Source organism: Streptomyces cyaneofuscatus (genome assembly GCF_000718135.1).
Classification (GTDB): domain Bacteria; phylum Actinomycetota; class Actinomycetes; order Streptomycetales; family Streptomycetaceae; genus Streptomyces; species Streptomyces cyaneofuscatus.
This window is the reverse complement of record NZ_JOEM01000016.1, coordinates 288,651-308,284: the sequence shown is the minus strand read 5'-3', so window position 1 is coordinate 308,284 and position 19,634 is coordinate 288,651. Positions and strand designations below refer to the sequence as shown.

At 72.3% G+C, this 19,634-nt stretch carries 18 protein-coding genes; 5 read left to right on the top strand and 13 right to left on the bottom strand.

Annotation, left to right across the window (positions count from 1 at the left end):
* The first annotated feature begins 52 nt into the window (after window positions 1–52).
* A complete protein-coding gene (locus IF17_RS0125915) occupies window positions 53–481 on the top strand; it encodes a hypothetical protein (RefSeq protein ID WP_030570418.1) in 429 nt (142 codons plus the stop codon).
* A 29-nt stretch (window positions 482–510) separates the two neighbouring features.
* On the opposite strand, the gene IF17_RS0125910 is transcribed toward IF17_RS0125915, so the two are convergent.
* From IF17_RS0125910 to IF17_RS0125900, 3 genes are all read right to left on the bottom strand, one after another.
* Window positions 511–1,014 (bottom strand): GNAT family N-acetyltransferase, encoded by a 504-nt coding sequence (locus tag IF17_RS0125910; protein WP_030570415.1) that lies wholly within the window; start codon window positions 1,012–1,014, stop codon window positions 511–513.
* Between the two features lie 36 nt (window positions 1,015–1,050).
* Complete coding sequence (locus tag IF17_RS0125905; protein ID WP_030570413.1) at window positions 1,051–1,605, bottom strand: sigma-70 family RNA polymerase sigma factor; 555 nt, start codon at window positions 1,603–1,605, stop codon at window positions 1,051–1,053.
* 131 nt (window positions 1,606–1,736) lie between these two features.
* On the bottom strand, window positions 1,737–2,903 hold the full coding sequence (locus IF17_RS0125900) for a glycerophosphodiester phosphodiesterase (RefSeq protein WP_030570410.1): 1,167 nt from the start codon (window positions 2,901–2,903) through the stop codon (window positions 1,737–1,739).
* A 278-nt stretch (window positions 2,904–3,181) separates the two neighbouring features.
* Between IF17_RS0125900 and IF17_RS0125895 the strand changes: the two genes are divergently transcribed.
* Window positions 3,182–3,853 (top strand): lysophospholipid acyltransferase family protein, encoded by a 672-nt coding sequence (locus tag IF17_RS0125895; protein ID WP_026242069.1) that lies wholly within the window; start codon window positions 3,182–3,184, stop codon window positions 3,851–3,853.
* 75 nt (window positions 3,854–3,928) lie between these two features.
* On the opposite strand, the gene IF17_RS0125890 is transcribed toward IF17_RS0125895, so the two are convergent.
* Together IF17_RS0125890 and IF17_RS0125885 are read right to left on the bottom strand one after the other, a co-directional pair.
* Window positions 3,929–5,473, bottom strand: a complete 1,545-nt coding sequence (locus IF17_RS0125890; RefSeq protein WP_030570407.1) for an MFS transporter — start codon at window positions 5,471–5,473, stop codon at window positions 3,929–3,931.
* Window positions 5,470–6,021, bottom strand: coding sequence for a TetR/AcrR family transcriptional regulator (locus IF17_RS0125885; protein WP_030570403.1), 552 nt, complete (start codon window positions 6,019–6,021; stop codon window positions 5,470–5,472). The genes IF17_RS0125890 and IF17_RS0125885 overlap by 4 nt, the downstream gene beginning before the upstream one ends.
* Before the next feature lie 281 nt (window positions 6,022–6,302).
* Between IF17_RS0125885 and helR the strand changes: the two genes are divergently transcribed.
* On the top strand, window positions 6,303–8,468 hold the full coding sequence (helR, locus tag IF17_RS0125880; RefSeq protein ID WP_030570400.1) for an RNA polymerase recycling motor ATPase HelR: 2,166 nt from the start codon (window positions 6,303–6,305) through the stop codon (window positions 8,466–8,468).
* A gap of 22 nt (window positions 8,469–8,490) precedes the next feature.
* Here helR and IF17_RS0125875 read toward each other — a convergent pair whose 3' ends face one another.
* The 3 genes from IF17_RS0125875 to IF17_RS0125865 all read right to left on the bottom strand — a co-directional run bounded on the left by IF17_RS0125875 (window position 8,491) and on the right by IF17_RS0125865 (window position 12,310).
* Window positions 8,491–9,462, bottom strand: coding sequence for an aldo/keto reductase (locus tag IF17_RS0125875; protein ID WP_030570397.1), 972 nt, complete (start codon window positions 9,460–9,462; stop codon window positions 8,491–8,493).
* Between the two features lie 114 nt (window positions 9,463–9,576).
* Complete coding sequence (argH, locus tag IF17_RS0125870; RefSeq protein WP_030570394.1) at window positions 9,577–11,004, bottom strand: argininosuccinate lyase; 1,428 nt, start codon at window positions 11,002–11,004, stop codon at window positions 9,577–9,579.
* 112 nt (window positions 11,005–11,116) lie between these two features.
* Window positions 11,117–12,310, bottom strand: a complete 1,194-nt coding sequence (locus tag IF17_RS0125865; RefSeq protein ID WP_015607439.1) for an argininosuccinate synthase — start codon at window positions 12,308–12,310, stop codon at window positions 11,117–11,119.
* A gap of 172 nt (window positions 12,311–12,482) precedes the next feature.
* Here IF17_RS0125865 and IF17_RS0125860 point away from each other — a divergent pair, with 172 nt between their 5' ends.
* Together IF17_RS0125860 and IF17_RS0125855 are read left to right on the top strand one after the other, a co-directional pair.
* Window positions 12,483–13,757 carry a hypothetical protein gene (locus IF17_RS0125860; RefSeq protein ID WP_244890547.1) on the top strand — a complete coding sequence of 425 codons (1,275 nt, stop codon included), beginning with the start codon at window positions 12,483–12,485 and terminating at the stop codon, window positions 13,755–13,757.
* An 81-nt stretch (window positions 13,758–13,838) separates the two neighbouring features.
* Window positions 13,839–14,549 (top strand): L,D-transpeptidase family protein, encoded by a 711-nt coding sequence (locus tag IF17_RS0125855; protein ID WP_030570388.1) that lies wholly within the window; start codon window positions 13,839–13,841, stop codon window positions 14,547–14,549.
* A gap of 10 nt (window positions 14,550–14,559) precedes the next feature.
* On the opposite strand, the gene IF17_RS0125850 is transcribed toward IF17_RS0125855, so the two are convergent.
* From IF17_RS0125850 to argC, 5 genes are read right to left on the bottom strand one after another with little or no spacing between them, the layout of a single operon-like run.
* Window positions 14,560–15,096, bottom strand: a complete 537-nt coding sequence (locus IF17_RS0125850) for an arginine repressor (RefSeq protein ID WP_018515284.1) — start codon at window positions 15,094–15,096, stop codon at window positions 14,560–14,562.
* Window positions 15,097–15,121: 25 nt separating this feature from the next.
* On the bottom strand, window positions 15,122–16,327 hold the full coding sequence (locus tag IF17_RS0125845) for an acetylornithine transaminase (RefSeq protein WP_030570385.1): 1,206 nt from the start codon (window positions 16,325–16,327) through the stop codon (window positions 15,122–15,124).
* Complete coding sequence (argB, locus tag IF17_RS0125840; protein ID WP_030570382.1) at window positions 16,324–17,262, bottom strand: acetylglutamate kinase; 939 nt, start codon at window positions 17,260–17,262, stop codon at window positions 16,324–16,326. The genes IF17_RS0125845 and argB overlap by 4 nt, the downstream gene beginning before the upstream one ends.
* Window positions 17,259–18,413 carry a bifunctional glutamate N-acetyltransferase/amino-acid acetyltransferase ArgJ gene (argJ, locus tag IF17_RS0125835; RefSeq protein ID WP_030570379.1) on the bottom strand — a complete coding sequence of 385 codons (1,155 nt, stop codon included), beginning with the start codon at window positions 18,411–18,413 and terminating at the stop codon, window positions 17,259–17,261. Before argJ ends, argB begins: the two co-directional genes overlap by 4 nt.
* A complete protein-coding gene (gene argC / locus IF17_RS0125830) occupies window positions 18,410–19,438 on the bottom strand; it encodes an N-acetyl-gamma-glutamyl-phosphate reductase (RefSeq protein ID WP_030570376.1) in 1,029 nt (342 codons plus the stop codon). The genes argJ and argC overlap by 4 nt, the downstream gene beginning before the upstream one ends.
* Between the last annotated feature and the right edge of the window lie 196 nt (window positions 19,439–19,634).

Genomic DNA, 19,634 nt, shown 5'->3' with positions numbered 1-19,634 from the left:
GAGTGACACCGAACGCCCCGAGGCGGATGCGGTGGCCCGCTCCGAGGCCGACATGGCACCTCGCCCCGAGGCCGACGCGGCGGCGAAGCCGTCCTTCGAGCTGGGCACGGGTCCCGGCCGGGTGCTCGTCTGGTTCTACGGGGTGTTCACGGTCGCGGCGGCCTCGCGTTCCATCGTCGAGGTGGTCCGGGGCTTCGACCGGGCGCCGCTCGCCTACTCGCTCTCGGCCGTCGCCGCCGTCGTCTACGGGTTCATCACGTACTCGCTGGTGCGCGGCGGCGAGAGGGCCCGCCGGGCGGCGCTGGTGTGCTGCGCCGCCGAGCTGCTGGGCGTCCTCGCCGTCGGCGCCTGGACGCTGGCCGAACCGTCCGCCTTCCCGGATTCCACCGTCTGGTCGGACTTCGGGATGGGGTACCTGTTCATCCCGGTGATCCTGCCGGTCACCGGGATGATCTGGCTGCGGCGCGCCAAGAGGGCCTGACGCCCGGCCGGTCGCCGGCCGGGCAGGGATCAGGCGCTGGCCACGAACTCCTGGGCCGCCGCTTCCTTCTCCAGCAGGATGAGCCGGACGCCGTCCGTGCCCGTGGCGTTGCCGACCTGGGCGTATCCGGCCCGCCGGTAGAGCCGCAGGTTGCTCTCGCTGCGGTGTCCGGTGTGCAGCCGGAAGCGGGTGGCGGCGCGGTCGGCAGCCAGGGCCGCCTCCGCCGCGTTCAGCAGGCGGGTGCCGAGCCCGTGGCCCTGGAGCCGGGGGTGGACGCAGAGCTTGCCGATCTGGCCCGTACCGTCCGGGTCGGTGAATCCGCGTACCGAACCCACGACTTCGTCGCCGAGGCGCGCCACGAAGACCAGGTCGTCGCCGACTTCGCCGCGTACCGCGTCGAGGGTCTGGACGAGCGGGTCGATCCGGTAGTTGTCGTACAGCTCGGCCTCGCGCTGGAAGCAGAGGTACTGGAGCCGGAAGATCTGCTCCACGTCCTGTGCCGTCGCCGCCGAGATGATCACGCTCATGCCCATGTGTGCACGCCTCCCGCTCACCTGTCGCCCGGTTGCCTACCGCCCTCTTCCCCGCAGTTCAGGGGCGACAACCTCCGCCGCCAGCATTCTGCGCAGACATCCAAGGCAACGGGAACGGATCGGGCCCAAACTCCCCTGTGACATACCCAACTCCCCTGCGATTTCGCGGTAGGTCGGGTCGGTGGGCGCCAGCATCGCGTCCAGCAGCCGGGAGCAGCGTCCGGGCAGCCGGGCCATCGCGGCGCGGAGCGCCCGGCGTTCGGCGGCTCCGAGCGCGGCCCGTTCCGGGGAGCCGGCGGCCGGGGCGGCGGGTTCCGTTCCGGCGTACGGGCGTTCCCGCCGGACCGCGCGGCGCCCCTTGCGGGCCTCCGCGCGGACGGTGTCGCGCACCCAGCGGGCCGGGTCGCGGGGCGGCACGGCCGCGGCGGGGCGCTCCAGCAGCCGCAGCCATACGGTCTGTTCGAGGTCGGCGGGGTCGAGGCCGGCGGCGGGTGCCTCGGCTCTCGCCTCCGCCCGCACCAGGGGCTGTAAGGCGCGGACGACGTGGGCGGTGGCGGCGGTCCGGTCGGGTTCATGATCGAGAAGCGTCATGCCCCGGCGGACGTGGTGGTGGCCCGGCCGGTTGCCCCGGGCGCACGGCACCACCCGACCGGGGCAGGTACGGGCGCGGTGCTGACGTGCGTACGGGCCCGGTCGGCGGCCGGGCCCCTACGAGGTGGCGCTCAGCGCCCGTCGAAGTCCGCCGCCGCGAGCAGCGCGGTGTCCGGGTGGTCGGAGAAGAGGCCGTCGATGCCGGTGGCGAAGTACGCGGCGGCGGCGCCGAAGACGTCCCCGTAGCCGTTGGGGTCGGTGCCGCGCCGGAAGTCGGCGGGCAGGAAGCTGTTCTCGTTGCGCAGCGTGTACGGGTGCAGGAGCAGGCCGCGCGCGTGCGCGTCCTTCACCAGCGTGGTCGGCGTGGTGAGCCGGCCCGCGGCGTCCTTGGGGATGACCAGGTCGAGCGTGGGGCCGATGCCCTGGGCGTAGGAGGCGATCCACTTCAGCCCGGCGGGGGTCACGAGGTCGGCCACCGTGCGCGGGTCACCCGACTCGACGAAGTCCCAGGGGCGGGTCGTCGGGCCGGAGAGCAGCACGATCCGCGGGGTGTCCACCAGCCGGGCGAGGCGCTGGACGGAGCTCGGCTCGAAGGACTGGAGGATGAGCGGGGCGTTCCTGCGGTCCCGGCCGTAGCGGCGCAGCAGCCGGGCGAGCGGCTCCTCCAGGCCGAGGCCCAGGTTCCGGAAGTACGTGGGGTGCTTGGTCTCCACGTACAGCCAGACGGGCTTTTTGCGCTTGCGGCCCTCCTGGTCGGCCCAGCGCAGGACCTCCTCGAAGGTGGGGATGGTCCAGCGGCCGTCGTAGAGGGTGTTGTCGGGGCGGTTGCCGGGGATGCGCTCCGTGGCCCGCAGGGTCTTGAGCTCGGCGAGGGTGAAGTCCTCGGTGAACCAGCCGGTGTAGCTGACGCCGTCGATCTTCTTGGTGGCCTTGCGGCCGGCGAACTCGGGGTGGTCGGCGACGTCCGTGGTGGCGGTGATGTCGTTCTCGTGCCGGCAGACGAGGTGGCCGTCCTTGGTGGGCACGAGGTCCTGCTCCACGATGTGCGCGCCCAGGTCGAGTGCCAGCTGGTAGGAGCCGAGGGTGTGCTCGGGGCGGTAGCCGCTGGCCCCGCGGTGGCCGATCACGGTCGGCACGGGCAGGTCCCGCAACGAGCCGTGGCCGCCCCCGTGGCCGCCGCGTCCCCGCTCGGCGGCCTGCGCCTGTGCTGTACCGGCGAGGCCCAGGGCCGCGGTGGAGAGGACCGCGGCGCCCAGAAGGGCCCGCCGTCCGGGGGTGCCGGACACACGCTCCGTCATGAATGCTCCTCGCTCGGTACTGTCCTGACATCTGTCGGGCGGGGCCCGATCGTAGGCAGCCGGGCGGGTCCGTGGGGCGGATCAGGGGCGAACACGGCGGAAACACACGTCAACATCGCGTATCCACTCCGTGAACCCGATGTGCGATCAGTGCATACCCGCGAGTATCGTCCTCACCTGCACAGTCCAACACTTCGCACCACCGGACACCACCGCGCAACACCCCCCGCACCACCTCACTCGCCCCGGCCGGCCCGGCCACGACACCGGAGGAACCGTTGTCCCGTCAAACGGTCATCAAGGCAGTGCTCGGACCGATTCTGCGCCTGATGTTCCGCCCACAGGTGGAGGGCGCGGAGAACATCCCGGGGACCGGGCCGGTGATCCTCGCGGGCAACCACCTCACCTTCATCGACTCGATGATCATGCCGATCTGCTGCGACCGGCCGGTGTTCTACATCGGCAAGGACGAGTACGTGACCGGCAAGGGTCTCAAGGGCCGCCTGATGGCCTGGTTCTTCACCGGCTGCGGCATGATCCCGGTGGACCGGGACGGCGGCCGGGGCGGGGTCGCGGCGCTGATGACCGGGCGCCGGGTGCTGGAGGAGGGCCAGGCCTTCGCGATCTACCCGGAGGGCACCCGCTCCCCCGACGGCCGGCTCTACCGGGGCCGTACGGGGATCGCGCGGCTGACGCTGATGACGGGCGCCCCGGTGGTCCCGTTCGCCATGATCGGCACCGACAAGCTCCAGCCGGGCGGCGCCGGGCTGCCCCGGCCGGGCAAGGTCACGGTGCGCTTCGGCGAGCCGATGGAGTTCTCCCGGTACGAGGGCATGGACCGCGACCGCTATGTGCTGCGGGCGGTGACGGACTCGGTGATGTCCGAGGTGATGCGGCTCTCCGGCCAGGAGTACGTGGACATGTACGCGACGAAGGCCAAGGCGGCCTGATTCCGTAGAGCCTGGTACGTGGAAGGGCCCGCACCCCGTGAGACCGGGGTGCGGGCCCTTCCACGTGACGGCGTACTACGGGTGCTCGATGCCGTCCTCCAGCTTCTGGCCCCGCAGCAGGAACCAGGCGGCGACGGCTGCCGCGAGGAGCACCGCCGACCCGACGCCGGCGGCGGACCGCATCCCGTCGACGAACGCCTCCTGGGCCGCCGAGACCAGCGGTCCCGCCTGGCCGGCGGGCAGGGCGGTCGCCGCTTCGACGGCCCCGCCGAGCGACTCGTGGGCCGCCGACTCGACATCGGCGGGGATGCCCGCCGGGGTCGGGAAGCCCCGGTAGACGCCGGTGACGATGGAGCCGAGCAGGGCGATGCCGAGGGCGGCGCCGAGCTCGTACGCCGTCTCCGAGACGGCCGACGCCGAACCGGCCTGCTCCTGCGGAACGCTGGAGAGGATGACGTCGGCGGTGACGGTGAAGGAGAACCCGGCGCCGACGCCGACGACCAGCAGCATGGAGCCGAGCAGCGGGTAGCCGGTGTGCTGGTCGAGGAGGGTCACCGTGCCCAGCGCGAGGCCGACCGCGCCGAGTCCGCCCGCCACGACCGAGCGCACCGAGAACCGGCGGGCGGCGAATCCGGCCAGCAGACCGGCGGTCACCGCGCCGATGGCGGCGGGCAGTTCGGCGAGGCCCGCCTCCAGCGGCCCCCGGCCCTGGACCAGTTGCAGGAACTGGGAGAGGAAGAAGACCAGGCCCGACAGGCCGAGGATGGTCAGCAGGTCGGCGAGGACGGCGCCGGAGAAGCCCCGGTGGTGGAAGAGCCGCATGTCCAGCAGGGGTGCGGGCAGGTGGAGCTGCCTGCGGACGAACCAGGTGAGCGCACCGGCGCCGAGCACGGCCGCCACGCCGGGCCCCCAGCCCAGCCCGTGCGAGGCCGTCTCCTTGATGGCGTACACGATGCCGATCATGCCGACCAGGGAGAGCCCGACGCTGGGCATGTCCCACGGGCCGGGGGCCGGGTTCTTGGACTCCGGGATCAGCTTGATGCCGACGACCACGAGCACGGCCATCACGGGCAGGTTGATCAGGAAGACCGAACCCCACCAGAAGTGTTCGAGCAGGAACCCGCCGACGACCGGCCCGACCGCCGCACCCGCCGACGCCATGGCGCCCCAGATCCCGATGGCGAGGCTGCGCTCGCGCGGGTCGTGGAAGAGGTTGCGGATCAGGGCGAGGGTGGACGGCATCAGGGTGGCGCCCGCGACACCGAGCAGCGCCCGGGCCACGATCATCATCTCGGGCGTCGTCGCGTACGCGTTGAGCACGGAGACCCCGCCGAACGCCACGGCGCCGATCAGCAGCAGCTTCTTGCGGCCGATGCGGTCGCCGAGGGAGCCCATCGAGACGAGGAGACCGGCGATGACGAAGGAGTAGACGTCACCGATCCAGAGGAGCTGGTTGCCGGTGGGGGCGAGGTCCTCGCTGAGGAACGGGGTGGCGAGGCCGAGGACGGTCGCGTCGACGGCCACCAGCAGCACGGCGAGGACGAGCACGGCGAGCGCGATCCACCGCCCGGGGCGGCGCACGTCGTCCGTGGTCTTCGGGTGTTGGTCGATGCTGGTCACTGCTCCACGCTCCGGCGGGCTCCGCCGAGCAGCAGCTCGACGATCATGTACTGGAAGTCCTGTGTGGCGACCCGTCCCACCTGGACGGCCCAGGCCCCGGTGCCGATGAGCCCGTAGAGGGCCTCGGTCAGCCAGGCGGGGGTGAGGTCGATACGGAATTCGCCGCGTTCCTGGCCGCGGCGGAAGAAGGCGGAGACCCGGGCGTCGGCCCGGTTCCAGCCCTCGTGGACCTGATCGCCCTCGAAGAGCTGGTTCTCCGTGACGAGGAACGAGAGCAGGCCGGCGCTGGGCTCGACGGCCGCGATGAGGCGGCGCAGCCCCTCCTCGGCGGTGCCTTCGTCGAGCCGGGCGGCGTCCAGGGCCGCCTCGAACGCCTGGATACCGAGATCCTCCAGCGCCTTCACCAGCGCGTCGCGTCCGGCGAAGTGGCGGTGGAGGGTGGCGCGGCCGATCCCGGCTGCTTTGGCGACCTCGTCCATGGTGGCGGTCGATTTGTGGATCAGCAGGGCGGCGGCGCTGCGCAGCACCTGCTCACGGTCGAGAGTCATGAGACGAGCTTAAGCCATATGAGACATGATTGTCTCATCAGGGAGGTGCGGCGATCCAAGGGCGTGTACGCGGTGTGCAGGAGGTTCGCCGCGAGGAGCCTGGCGTCCGTGCAGCGCCGGGGGGGGCTGGCAGAAGCGGCGGGATCGGCAGGAGGTGAACCCACTCCTTGCCACTCTCAACGTATAGCGCATGGGGGGGCTTGCCGCAAGGCCCCCCATATGCCGCAGAATCGACGGCCTGACTTCAGGCCCCACGAACATTCCACGACTGAACGGACGCCGTGAACCCCCTCCCCACCAGCGCTTTCCACCTCCCCGACCACCTCTCTCCCAAGGCCGACCCGGCGTTGATCGCCGACGACGAGCGGCATTTCGCGTCCATCGCCCGGACCCTCGACGCGTCGATCGCCGAGCTGACCGGCCGCCTCGACGCCGAGCGAAGGGCGCCCGGCGGCACGGGACGGCAGGCGATGGACCGGGACGCCGAGATCCACCGGCTCACCGCCCGTCTGCGTACCCTGCGCCGCTTCGGGCTCGACCTGTGCCTCGGGCGCATGGTCGCCGAGGACGGCTCCGCACCCGTGTACGTCGGCCGGCTCGGCCTCACCGACAGCGAGGGCCGCCGGCTGCTGGTCGACTGGCGCTCCCCCGCCGCCGAGCCGTTCTTCGGCGCCACCCACGCCACCCCGATGGGGCTGGCGAGCCGCCGCCGCTACCGCTGGACCGGCGGGTCGATCAGCGACTACTGGGACGAGGTGTTCGCCCCGGACGCCTTCGCCGGGCATGCCGCGCTCGACGACCAGTCCGCGTTCATCGCGAGCCTGGGCTCCAACCGGTCGGAGCGGATGCGGGACGTGCTGGGCACCATCCAGGCCGACCAGGACGCCATCATCCGGGCGAGCTCCCGGGGCGCGCTCGTGGTGGACGGCGGGCCGGGCACGGGGAAGACGGTCGTCGCCCTGCACCGCTCGGCGTACCTCCTGTACGCGGACCCGCGCCTCGCCCAGCGGAGGGGCGGTGTCCTGTTCGTGGGCCCCTCCCGGCCCTACCTCGGGTACGTCGCCGATGTGCTGCCGAGCCTCGGCGAGGAGGGCGTCAGGACCTGCACCCTGCGGGACCTGGTGGAGGAAGGAGCGACGGCCGGACCCGAGGCCGACCCGGAGGTGGCCCGGCTGAAGGCGTCGGCGGAGCTGGTGCGGGCGGTGGAGGCGGCCGTCCGGTTCTACGAGGAGCCGCCCACGGAATCCCTGACGGTCACAACCCCCTGGGCCGACCTCCGGCTCACCGCCTCCGACTGGGCCGTGGCCTTCGAGGCCGCCGGGCCCGGCGCCGTACACAACGAGGCACGCGACCAGGTCCGGGAGGAGCTGCTCACGCTCCTGCTGGAGAAGTACGACGGTGAGGAGGTCGCACCGGAGCTGGTCCGCAAGGCGCTGGGCCAGGACCGGGAGCTGGCCGCCGCCTTCGACCGGGCGTGGCCCCTACTGGATCCGGCCGAGCTCGTCGGGGACCTGTGGTCGGTCCCCGCGTACCTGCGCATGGCCGCCCCCTGGCTGACCCGGGACGAGGTGCGGCTGTTGCAGCGCGCGAACCCGCGGGCCTGGACGGTCTCCGATCTGCCGCTCCTGGACGCGGCGCGGCAGCGGGTCGGTGACCCGGAGGCGTGGCGGCGCAGGCGTCGGCAGGAGGCGGCCGTGGCCGCCGAACGCGCGGGCATGGCCCAGGTGATCGACGCACTGCTCGCGGACGAGACCCTGATCGACGCCGATGCCGACAGCGAGGGCGCGCTGGTGATGCTGCGCGGCCAGGACATGAAGGACACCCTGGTCGACCCGGCCGCCTTCACCGCCAGCGAACCGGACCGGCTGGCGGGCCCGTTCGCGCACATCGTGGTCGACGAGGCGCAGGAGCTCACCGACGCCGAGTGGCAGATGCTGCTGGTGCGGTGCCCGTCCCGGAGCTTCACTGTCGTCGGGGACCGTGCCCAGGCCCGGCACGGGTTCACCGAACCGTGGCGGGAGCGGCTGGAGCGGGTCGGGCTCGACCGGGTGACGCTGGCCTCCCTGACCGTCAACTACCGGACGCCGGAGGAGGTCATGGCGGAGGCCGAGCCGGTGATCCGGGCCGTGCTGCCGGACGCCAACGTGCCGACCTCGATCCGTTCCGGCGGGCGCCCTGTCCGTCACGGATCGGCCGCGGAACGGGATGCGGTCCTGGAGGCGTGGCTCGACGCGCATACGGACGGGATCGCGTGTGTCATCGGCGATCCGACGTTCCGGGCGACGCCCCGCGTGCGGTCGCTGACGCCGGAGCTGTCGAAGGGCCTCGAATTCGACCTGGTGGTGCTCGTCGGCCCGGAGGCGTTCGGGGAGGGCGTCGAGGGGGCGGTCGACCGGTATGTGGCGATGACCCGGGCGACCCAGGAGCTCGTCGTCCTGACCGGCTGACGAGCTCCTAGGCCCGGCCGGATCAGTGCCAGGGAAGGGCAGCGCGGTGGCGCCAGTAGGACTCCGGCTCCTCCACCAGGGCCTCCAGCCGGTCCCGCTGCTCCTCGTCCAGGTCGACGACGGGTGCGTGCAGGTTCCCGGCGAGCTGGGTGACGGTGGCGGCGCCGGAGAGGACGACCCCGGCCCAGGGCTGGTGCAGGACGAGCGCCAGGGCCACCGCGTCGCCGCCCACCCCCGCGTCGGCGGCGATCTCGCGGAACACGGCGGGTGCCTCGTCCCCGGCCAGCCGCCCGTTGGCCATGCCCTCCTTGACGATCACGGTCAGCCCGGCCTCGTGGGCCTCGGCGAGAGCAGGGGCGGCCGAGGTCTCCAGGGCGTTGTAGGTGGCCTGGACCGTACGGAAGAGGGGGTTGCCGTCGACGGTGAGCGCGAGCGCGGCCCGGATGGCGTCGGCCTGGTCGGGGCCGCTGGTGGAGAAGCCGACGGCGACCCCGTCGGCGGCGAGGGCGGCCAGGCGCTCGTGGAGTTCCTTGTCGGCGAGGGCCGGGCTGTCGGGGGTGAGCGAGTGGATCTGGTAGAGGTCGAGCCGGTCGCCGAGGAGTTCGCGGGTCTCGGCGCGCTGGCGCTCGAAGGTGGCGAGGCTGTGGTCCTTGACCTCGTGGGCCTCGGCCTCGGTGCTCCAGTCGGCGGTGTAGGTGTACCCCCACTTGGAGCCGACGACGAGGTCGGTGAAGGAGGGCCGGGCGTCCAGCCACTCCCCCAGGAACTCCTCGGCCCGGCCGTAGGAGCGGGCCGCGTCGACGTACCGGACGCCCTGCGCGTACGCCGCGTCCAGCAGCTCGTGCGTGCGGGCGCGCAGATCCTCCACGTCCCGGCCGTCGGGGAAGTCCTGGTCCCGGTGGAGGTTGATGTATCCGGGCCTGCCGACGGCCGCGAGACCCAGTCCGATGTGGGCGGTCGGGGTCGTCGCGGTGGCCAGGGCGGTGAAGGGCATCGCGGGCTCCTCGGGGTCGGTTGCGGATACTCCTACCCCGGTCAACGTAGCCCGCTCCACCTTTCGTACACCTGCGACGACACCGTACGTACCGCTGCTCGGCTCTCCTGCCGGCTACCGGCGGGCGGTCGCCCAGGCGTTCTGCGCCTCCAGGTCCTTCTTCACCTCGGCGAGCTGTACGGCGACGGCGGAGGGGGCCGTTCCGCCCCGGCCGTTGCGGGAGGCGAGGGCTCCGCGCACGTTGAGGACCGTGCGGACCTCCGGGGTGAGGTGCTCGGAGATCGTGGCGAACTGCTCGTCGGTGAGCTCGTCGAGCTCGATGCCGTGCTGCTCGCACTCCTTGACGCAGGCGCCCGCGACCTCGTGCGCGACCCGGAACGGCACGCCCTGCCGCACCAGCCACTCCGCGATGTCGGTGGCGAGCGAGAAGCCGGCCGGGGCCAGCTCCTCCATGCGCTCCCGGTTGACGGTGAGGGTGGCCATCATGCCGGTGAAGGCGGGGAGCAGGACTTCGAGCTGGTCGCAGGAGTCGAAGACGGGCTCTTTGTCCTCCTGGAGGTCGCGGTTGTACGCGAGCGGGAGGGCCTTCAGCGTGGCGAGGAGGCCGGTCAGGTTGCCGATGAGGCGGCCGGACTTGCCCCGGGCCAGCTCCGCGATGTCCGGGTTCTTCTTCTGCGGCATGATCGAGGAGCCGGTGGAGAAGGCGTCGTGGAGGGTGACGAAGGAGAACTCCTTCGTGTTCCAGATGATGACCTCCTCGGCGATCCGGGAGAGGTTCACGCCGATCATCGCGGTGATGAAGGCGAACTCGGCGACGAAGTCCCGCGAGGCGGTGCCGTCGATGGAGTTGGCGACCGAGCCGTGCTCGAAGCCGAGGTCGGCGGCGACCGCCTCCGGGTCGAGCCCGAGCGAGGATCCGGCGAGCGCGCCGGAGCCGTAAGGGGAGACGGCCGTGCGCTCGTCCCACTGGCGCAGCCGCTCGGCGTCCCGGGAGAGCGACTGGACGTGGGCGAGCACATGGTGGGCGAAGAGCACCGGCTGGGCGTGCTGGAGGTGGGTGCGGCCGGGCATCGCCACGTCCGGGTGGGCCTCGGCGAGGCCGACCAGCGCGCCCTGGAGGTCGGCGATGAGGCCGCCGATGATCCGGGCGTGGTCGCGCAGGTACATCCGGAAGAGGGTGGCGATCTGGTCGTTCCGCGACCGGCCGGCCCGCAGCTTGCCGCCGAGGTCGGGGCCGAGCCGCTCAAGCAGTCCGCGCTCCAGGGCGGTGTGGACGTCCTCGTCGGCGATGGTCCCGGTGAACGAGCCGTCCGCGACGTCGGCTTCGAGCTGGTCGAGGCCTTCCTGCATCCGGGTCAGCTCGTCCTCGGTGAGCAGGCCCGCCTTGTTGAGGACGCGGGCGTGGGCGCGGGAGCCGGCGATGTCGTACGGCGCGAGCCGCCAGTCGAAGTGGACGGAGGCCGACAGCTTGGCCAGCGCTTCGGCCGGTCCGTCGGCGAAACGCGCGCCCCAGAGCCGGACGTCACCGTTGTTGCTGCTCACTGCGTGCTCCTCAAAAAAGCAAAGGCAAAGGCCAAGGCGTCGGCCCGGGTGCGGATGTGCGGCCGCCTCCCTGCCGCGTGCGGACGGGGAGGCGGCTGTACAACGAGAGGGGTCAGGCGAGGTCGCGCTTGGCCGCGATCTTGGACGAGAGACCGAAGAGCTCGATGAAGCCCTGCGCCTTGGACTGGTCGAAGGTGTCGCCCGAGTCGTAGGTGGCGAGGTTGAAGTCGTACAGCGACTCGTCGGACTTCCGGCCGGTGACGACGGCGCGGCCCGCGTGCAGGGTCATCCGGATGTCGCCGGTGACGTGCTGGTTGGCCTCGTTGATGAAGCCGTCCAGGGCCCGCTTCAGCGGGGAGAACCACAGGCCGTCGTAGACCATCTCGCCCCAGCGCTGCTCGACCTGCCGCTTGTAGCGGGCCAGCTCGCGCTCGACGGTGACGTTCTCCAGCTCCTGGTGGGCGGTGATCAGCGCGATCGCGCCGGGCGCCTCGTACACCTCACGGGACTTGATGCCCACGAGCCGGTCCTCGACCATGTCGATCCGGCCGATGCCCTGGGCGCCGGCCCGCTCGTTGAGCTGCTGGATCGCCTGGAGGACGGTGACGGGACGGCCGTCGATGGCTACGGGCACGCCCTCCTTGAAGGAGATGACGACCTCGTCGGCCTCGCGCGGGGTGGCGGGGTTGGAGGTGTACTCGTAGATGTCCTCGATCGGCGCGTTCCAGATGTCCTCCAGGAAGCCCGTCTCGACGGCCCGTCCGAAGACGTTCTGGTCGATGGAGTACGGGGACTTCTTGGTGGTCGCGATCGGGAGGTTCTTCTCCTCGCAGAAGGCGATCGCCTTGTCCCGGGTCATCGCGTAGTCGCGGACCGGGGCGATGCACTTCAGGTCCGGGCCGAGCGCGGAGATGCCGGCCTCGAAGCGGACCTGGTCGTTGCCCTTGCCGGTGCAGCCGTGGGCGACGATCCCGGCGTTGTGCTTCTTGGCGGCGGCGACGAGGTGCTTGACGATCGTCGGCCGGGAGAGGGCCGAGACCAGCGGATAGCGGTCCATGTAGAGGGCGTTGGCCTTGATCGCCGGGAGGCAGTACTCCTCGGCGAACTCGTCCTTGGCGTCCGCGACCTCGGCTTCGACGGCACCGCAGGCGAGCGCGCGCTTGCGGATGACGTCCAGGTCCTCGCCGCCCTGGCCGACGTCCACGGCAACGGCGATGACCTCGGCGCCCGTCTCCTCGGCGATCCAGCCGATGGCGACGGAGGTGTCCAGGCCGCCCGAGTAGGCGAGTACGACGCGCTCGGTCACGGGTTTCTCCTTACGGTGCAATCACTGATGGGTATAACTATGCGGTACTCCGTATGCTTTGTCAAAAGACCAGGTCAGAGCGGGCAGGGATGGCTTACCCGGCGGAAAACGCCGTCGCTGTCCGACCGGAAGACCTCTAGCATCGGCACCTGATCACGGGGAGGGGGACGCGGTGGACGGGTGCGGCGGGTACGACGGGGAGACCCTGAGGGCTGTGGTGCGGGTGTGCGAGGGCACCTCGCCGGCCGAGGTGCTGGCCGGCGCGCCGGCCCGGGCGTGGGTGGACTTCGACGCCGGCGTACGGGCCCTCGACGACCGCCCGTGGCTGCTGCCCCGCGCACCCGAGGAGCCGGTACGACCGGCCCGGACGCTGCTTGACCGGCTGCGCGGAACGGCCCCTTCCCGCACGGCTCACCGGCCCCCGCCTCCGCCGCCCGCCATCGCCCTGTGCCACGCGGACGGCCGGGTCCGGGAAGCGGCGCTGGAGGAGGCCCGCACCGCACCGGAGTTGCGCCCGCTGCTGGTGGTGCGGTGCTCCGACTGGGCGGACCCGGTGCGTGAGCGATCACGGGTGCTGCTGGCCGAGCTGCCCGGGAGCGCCCTGCTCCCCCTCGCCGAGCTGATCCTGCTGCTGTCGCGGCGCACCCGGGGCGGTTTCGCCCGGTCCCTGCTGGAACGCGCGCTGCGGGAGGGGCCGGCGGTGGACGTCGTGGCGCTGATGGCCCACCAGGACCGGGCCACGTACCGGCTGGCGTACCGGATCGCGGTGGAACGCGGGCTGCTGACCCCGGCGGAACTGGCCACCACCGCCGCCACCTGCGGTGACGTCACCCTCCAGGAGCTGTGCGCGGAGGCCGCCGTCGCCGCCCTGACCGCAACGGACGGGGAGGCGGGGCAGGCCGCCGTGCTCGGCCGGCTGCTGACGGCCCGCGCCGCGCGGGTGCGCTCGGCCGGGGTGACCGCGCTGCGCCGGGCCGGTCGCCACGGTGAGGCGGAGCCGTTCCTGGCCGACCGCTCCGCCGTCGTACGGGCCTGCGCCCGCTATGTGCTGCGGCAGGGCGGCATCGACCCGCTGCCCCTCTACCGGGCCCTGTGCGCCGAACCGGCCGCGCACCCCGGGGCCGCCGCCGGGCTCGGTGAGTGCGGGGAGCGGGCGACGGACACCGGAACCCTGTGGGCACTGGTGGAGCACCCGCTGCCCGCCGTGCGCGTGTGTGCGATCACCGGGCTGCGCGCGCTGGAGGCGGTGGTACGGGAGCGGCTGACGTCCTCGCTGGACGACCCGAGCCCGGCCGTGGTGCGAGCGGCGACCCGGGCCCTGCTGCCGGAGGCCGCCGGGATTCCGGAGACCCTGCTGCGCGAGCGGACCGCGCCGGACCGGCCGCGCGCGGTGCGGGTGGCGGCGGAACGGCTGCTGCGGGCGGCGGGGAGGGCGCTCCCGGGGTGACGCCTCCCGCGGGGTGGGCCGCTGGGCCGTACGGAGCAGGTCCGGTGGGCGGCCGGGTGCGGTCGCCGTACGGTCCGGAGCATGCGCCGACGATCTCTCCCGACCTTCGCCGTCCTCCTCACCCTGGCCCTGGGCTCGCTGGGAGCCGCTCCCGCCGACAGCCCGCCTCCGCTCCCGTACCGGCTGGCGGACACCGGCGGCGGCTCCCAGCTCATCACCGCCGAGGCCCCGGACACCGCCTCCACGACCGGCACGGTGACCTGGTGGGAGCGGCGCGGGGGCAGGTGGGTGGCGGCGGGGTCGGCGCCCGCGCGGTTCGGGGCGAACGGGCTGGCCGACGGCGCGACCCGCGAGCAGGGCACCAGCACCACCCCCACCGGCCTGTACGACCTGCCGTACGCCTTCGGCATCCAGGAGGCCCCGGCAGGGACGAGGTACGCCTACCGCAAGGTGAACGAGGACTCCTGGTGGTGCCAGGACAACGCCTCGGCGTCGTACAACCGCTGGGTGGAACCGCGCCCCGCCGACTGCCGGGCGGACGAGGCCGAGCACCTGGTCTCGTACGGGACGCAGTACGCCCACGCGCTGGTGATCGGCTTCAACTACGAGCGTCCCGTACGCAACCGGGGCGCCGGGATCTTCCTGCATGTCAACGGCCGCGGGGCGACGGCGGGTTGTGTGTCCGTACCCGCCGATGCCATGGCGGAGATCCTGGCCTGGGCGGACCCGGAGCGGCGGCCGCACATCGCGGTCGGGACCACCTCGGGCCCGACCGCGATCACGCGGCTCTGAACGGAACGGCTCAGCGGTCGTTCTGAGCGAGCCTCAGCAGGTGGTCGGCGAGCGCCTGGCCGCCGGCCGGGTCGCGGCTGATGAGCATCAGCGTGTCGTCCCCGGCGATGGTGCCGAGGATGTCGTGCAGTTCGGCCTGGTCGATGGCCGAGGCGAGGAACTGGGCGGCGCCCGGCGGCGTACGGAGCACCACCAGGTTGGCCGATGCCTCCGCCGAGATGAGCAGTTCGGCCGAGAGCCTGCGCATCCGCTCCTCCTTGGCCGAGCCGCCCAGCGGCGCCTGCGGGGTGCGGAATCCGCCCTCGCTCGGCACCGCGTAGATCAGCTCGCCGCCGGTGTTGCGGATCTTGACCGCGCCCAGCTCGTCGAGGTCGCGGGAGAGCGTCGCCTGGGTGACGCTCAGCCCGTCGTCGGCGAGGAGCTTGGCCAGCTGGCTCTGCGAGCGGACCGGCTGCCGGTTCAGGATGTCCACGATCCGGCGGTGGCGGGCGGTGCGGGTCTGCGGCACGGACGGCCCGCCGTGCTCGGTTTCCTGCGCCTCGGTCATCGTCGTCGCCTCATTCTCCGGAGGGTCATGCTCCGGATCGTCCGTCCCCGTGTGCCGCGTCGAGAGCGCTCGGCAGGATCTCCAGGAACGCGTCCACCTCCGCGTCACCGATGATCAGCGGCGGCATGAGCCGTACGACATCGGGGGCGGGCGCGTTCACCAGGAGGCCGGCTCCCTGGGCCGCCTGCTGCACCTGCGGTGCGAGGGGTCCGGTGAGCACGATACCCAGCAGCAGGCCACTGCCGCGGACATGGGAGACCAGCGGGTGTCCCAGCGCCTCCACGCCGTCGCGGATCTTCTCGCCGAGCCGCTTGACCTCGTCGAGGGCGCCGTCGGCCGCGAGGGTGTCCAGGACGGCGAGTCCGGCGGCGCAGGCGATCGGGTTGCCGCCGAACGTGGTGCCGTGGTGTCCGGGCTTCAGCAGGTCGGCCGCCGGGCCGAAGGCGACGGTCGCGCCGATCGGGAGGCCGCCGCCGAGGCCCTTGGCGAGCGTGACGAGGTCAGGCTCCACGCCTTGGTGGGCCTGGTGCTCGAACCACTGGCCGCAGCGGCCGATCCCGGTCTGCACCTCGTCGAGGACGAGCAGCGTGCCGGTGGCGCGGGTGATCTCCCGCGCCGCCTCCAGATAGCCCTTGGGCGGGACGACGACGCCGTTCTCGCCCTGGATCGGCTCGATGACGACCAGGGCGGTGTCGGTGGTGACGGCTGCGCGCAGGGCGTCCACGTCTCCGTACGGCACATGCGTGACGTCACCGGGGAGCGGGACGAACGGCTCCTGCTTGCCGGGCTGGCCGGTCAGCGCGAGCGCGCCCATGGTCCGGCCGTGGAAGCCGCCGTCGGTGGCGACCATGTGGCCGCGCCCGGTGAGCCGGCCGATCTTGAAGGCAGCCTCGTTGGCCTCGGCGCCGGAGTTGGCGAAGAAGACCCGGCCCGGGCGGCCGAAGAGCTGGAGCAGCCGCTCGGCGAGGGCGACCGGCGGCTCCGCGATGAACAGGTTCGATACGTGGCCGAGGGAGGCGACCTGGGTGGAGACGGCCTCGACGACGGCCGGGTGGGCGTGGCCGAGGGCGTTGACCGCGATGCCGCCGACGAAGTCGAGGTAGCGGGTGCCGTCCTCGCCCCAGACGTACGCGCCTTCGCCGCGGACGAGCGGCAGGCGGGGCGTGCCGTAGTTGTCCATCAGCGCGCCCTGCCACCGCGAGGTGAGTCCCGAAGCCTCGGTGCCGGTCATGATTCCCCCTGCTGCTGGTCTCCGTGGGCTGCGTGTACGTCGATGGGGGCGTCCGGCACGACCATCGTGCCGATGCCCTCGTCGGTGAAGATCTCCAGCAGGATCGAGTGCTGGACCCGCCCGTCGATGACCCGGGCGGTCTCGACGCCGTTGCGTACGGCGTGCAGACAGCCCTGCATCTTGGGGACCATGCCGCTGGACAGCTCGGGCAGCAGCTTCTCCAGCTGACTGGCGGTCAGCCGGCTGATGACGTCGTCGCTGTTGGGCCAGTCCTCGTAGAGCCCTTCGACATCGGTGAGGACCATCAGCGTCTCGGCGTTCAGGGCGGCGGCGAGCGCGGCGGCCGCGGTGTCGGCGTTGACGTTGTAGACGTGGTGGTCGTCGGCGGAGCGGGCGATGGAGGAGACGACCGGGATGCGGCCGTCGTCCAGGAGCGCCTGGATGGCCCCGGTGTCGATGGCGGTGATCTCGCCGACCCGGCCGATGTCGACGGACTCGCCGTCGATGGTGGGCCGGTGCTGGGTGGCGGTGATGGTGTGGGCGTCCTCGCCGGTCATGCCGACGGCGAGGGGGCCGTGCTGGTTGAGGAGGCCGACCAGTTCGCGCTGGACCTGTCCGGCGAGCACCATCCGTACGACGTCCATCGCTTCGGGGGTGGTGACCCGCAGCCCGGCCTTGAACTCGCTGACCAGGCCCTGCTTGTCGAGCTGGGCGCTGATCTGCGGGCCGCCGCCGTGCACGACGACGGGCTTGAGACCGGCGTGCCGCAGGAAGACGACGTCCTGGGCGAAGGCGGCCTTCAGCTCCTCGTCGATCATGGCGTTGCCGCCGAACTTGATGACGACGGTCTTGCCGTTGTGCCGGGTCAGCCAGGGCAGCGCCTCGATGAGGATCTGCGCCTTCGGGAGTGCGGTGTGCTTCCGCGCGGCGCTCATGAGCTGTACGCGCTGTTCTCGTGGACGTAGTCCGCGGTGAGGTCGTTGGCCCAGATGACGGCGGACTCGGTGCCCGCGGCGAGGTCGGCGGTGATCTTGACCTCCCGGTAGCGCATGTCGACCAGGTCGCGGTCCTCGCCGACGCCGCCGTATCTGCAGACCCAGACGTCGTTGATGGCGACGTTGAGCTGGTCCGGCTCGAAGGCGGCCTTCGTCGTGCCGATGGCGGAGAGGACACGGCCCCAGTTGGGGTCCTCGCCGTGGATGGCGCACTTGAGGAGGTTGTTACGGGCGATGGACCGGCCGACCTCGACGGCGTCGTCCTCGGTGGCCGCGTTGATCACCTCGATCCGGATGTCCTTGGAGGCGCCCTCGGCGTCCCCGATGAGCTGCCGGGCGAGGTCGTCGCAGACGGCCCGTACGGCCTCGGCGAACGCGCCCTGCTCCGGGGTGATGCCGCTGGCGCCGGAGGCGAGCAGCAGCACGGTGTCGTTGGTGGACATGCAGCCGTCGGAGTCGACCCGGTCGAAGGTGGTCCGGGTGGCGTCGCGGAGGGCGGCGTCCATCTCCGGGGCGGGCACATCGGCGTCGGTGGTGAGGACGACGAGCATGGTGGCGAGGCCGGGGGCGAGCATGCCCGCGCCCTTGGCCATGCCGCCGACGGTCCAGCCCTCGCCGCCCGCGACGGCCGTCTTGTGCACGGTGTCGGTGGTCTTGATGGCGATGGCGGCCTTCTCACCGCCGTGCTCGCTGAGGGCGGCGGCGGCCTGCTCGATGCCGGGGAGCAGCTTGTCCATGGGGAGCAGGATGCCGATGAGCCCGGTGGAGGCGACGGCTACTTCTCCCGCACTGTGCCCCTCCAGCACCTCGGCGACCTTCTCGGCGGTGGCGTGGGTGTCCTGGAACCCCTGGGGGCCCGTACAGGCGTTGGCGCCACCGGAGTTGAGGACGACGGCGGTGACCGCGCCGCCCTTGAGGACCTGCTCGGACCAGAGGACCGGGGCGGCCTTGACGCGGTTGGAGGTGAAGACGCCCGCGGCGGCGCGACGGGGCCCGTGGTTGACCACGAGGGCCAGGTCCGGGTTACCGCTCTCCTTGATTCCGGCGGCGATGCCCGCCGCCGAGAATCCCTGTGCTGCCGTGACGCTCACGGTGCAACTCCGATCGTCGTGAGACCTGTGTCCTCGGGAAGCCCGAGGGCGATGTTCATGCTCTGGAGGGCGCCGCCCGCGGTGCCCTTGGCGAGATTGTCGATGGCGCAGATGACCACGATCCGTCCGGCGGCGGGGTCGTGGGCGACCTGGACCTGTACGGCGTTGGAGCCGTACACCGCGGCGGTGGCGGGCCACTGTCCCTCGGGCAGGAGGTCCACGAACGGCTCGTCCGCGAACGCCTTCTCGTACACCGCGCGCAGGGACTCCCCGCTCACCCCCGGCTTGGCCTTCGCGCTGCACGTGGCGAGGATGCCGCGCGGCATGGGCGCGAGGGTGGGTGTGAAGGAGACGGTGACCGGCTGCCCGGCGGCGGCGCTGAGGTTCTGGATCATCTCGGGGGTGTGGCGGTGCCCGCCGCCGACGCCGTACGGGGTCATGTTGCCCATCACCTCGGAGCCGAGCAGATGCGGCTTGACCGCCTTGCCCGCACCCGACGTGCCCGACGCGGCGACGATGACGGCCTCCGGCTCGGCGATACCGGCCTCGTACGCCGGGAAGAGCGCGAGGGACACGGCGGTCGGGTAGCACCCCGGCACGGCGATCCGCTTCGACCCGGCGAGCGCGGCCCGCCCGCCCGGCAGCTCGGGCAGCCCGTAGGGCCAGGTCCCGGCGTGCGGGGACCCGTAGAACGTCTCCCAGTCCCCCGCGTCCTTCAGCCGGAAGTCGGCCCCCATGTCGACGACGAGGACCTCGTCCCCGAGCTGCTCGGCGACGGCGGCGGACTGCCCGTGCGGCAGCGCCAGGAAGACGACGTCGTGCCCGGCGAGGACCTCGGCGGTGGTGGGCTCCAGGACCCGGCCGGCCAGGGGCCGCAGGTGCGGCTGGAGCGAGCCGAGCGTCTGCCCGGCGTTGGAGTGTCCGGTGAGGGCACCGATCTCGACGCCGGGGTGCGCCAGCAGGAGTCGGAGCAGCTCACCGCCGGCGTATCCGCTCGCCCCTGCCACCGCTGCGCGTACCACCATCGGAACCCTCCTCGTCGATGGCATGACTATACGCAGGGCCGCACTTTTATGCAATCAGGGCCTCTTTCGGCACCACTCGCGCTCTGCGGCCGAGGATTCTGGCTGGCGGGCCCAGGTCCGCCGCAGTCACGGTGTGTGATCAATGGTGGCGACCACGTGGCCGGCGAGGTCTTCGAGGGCCTTGCTGAGCCCCGTC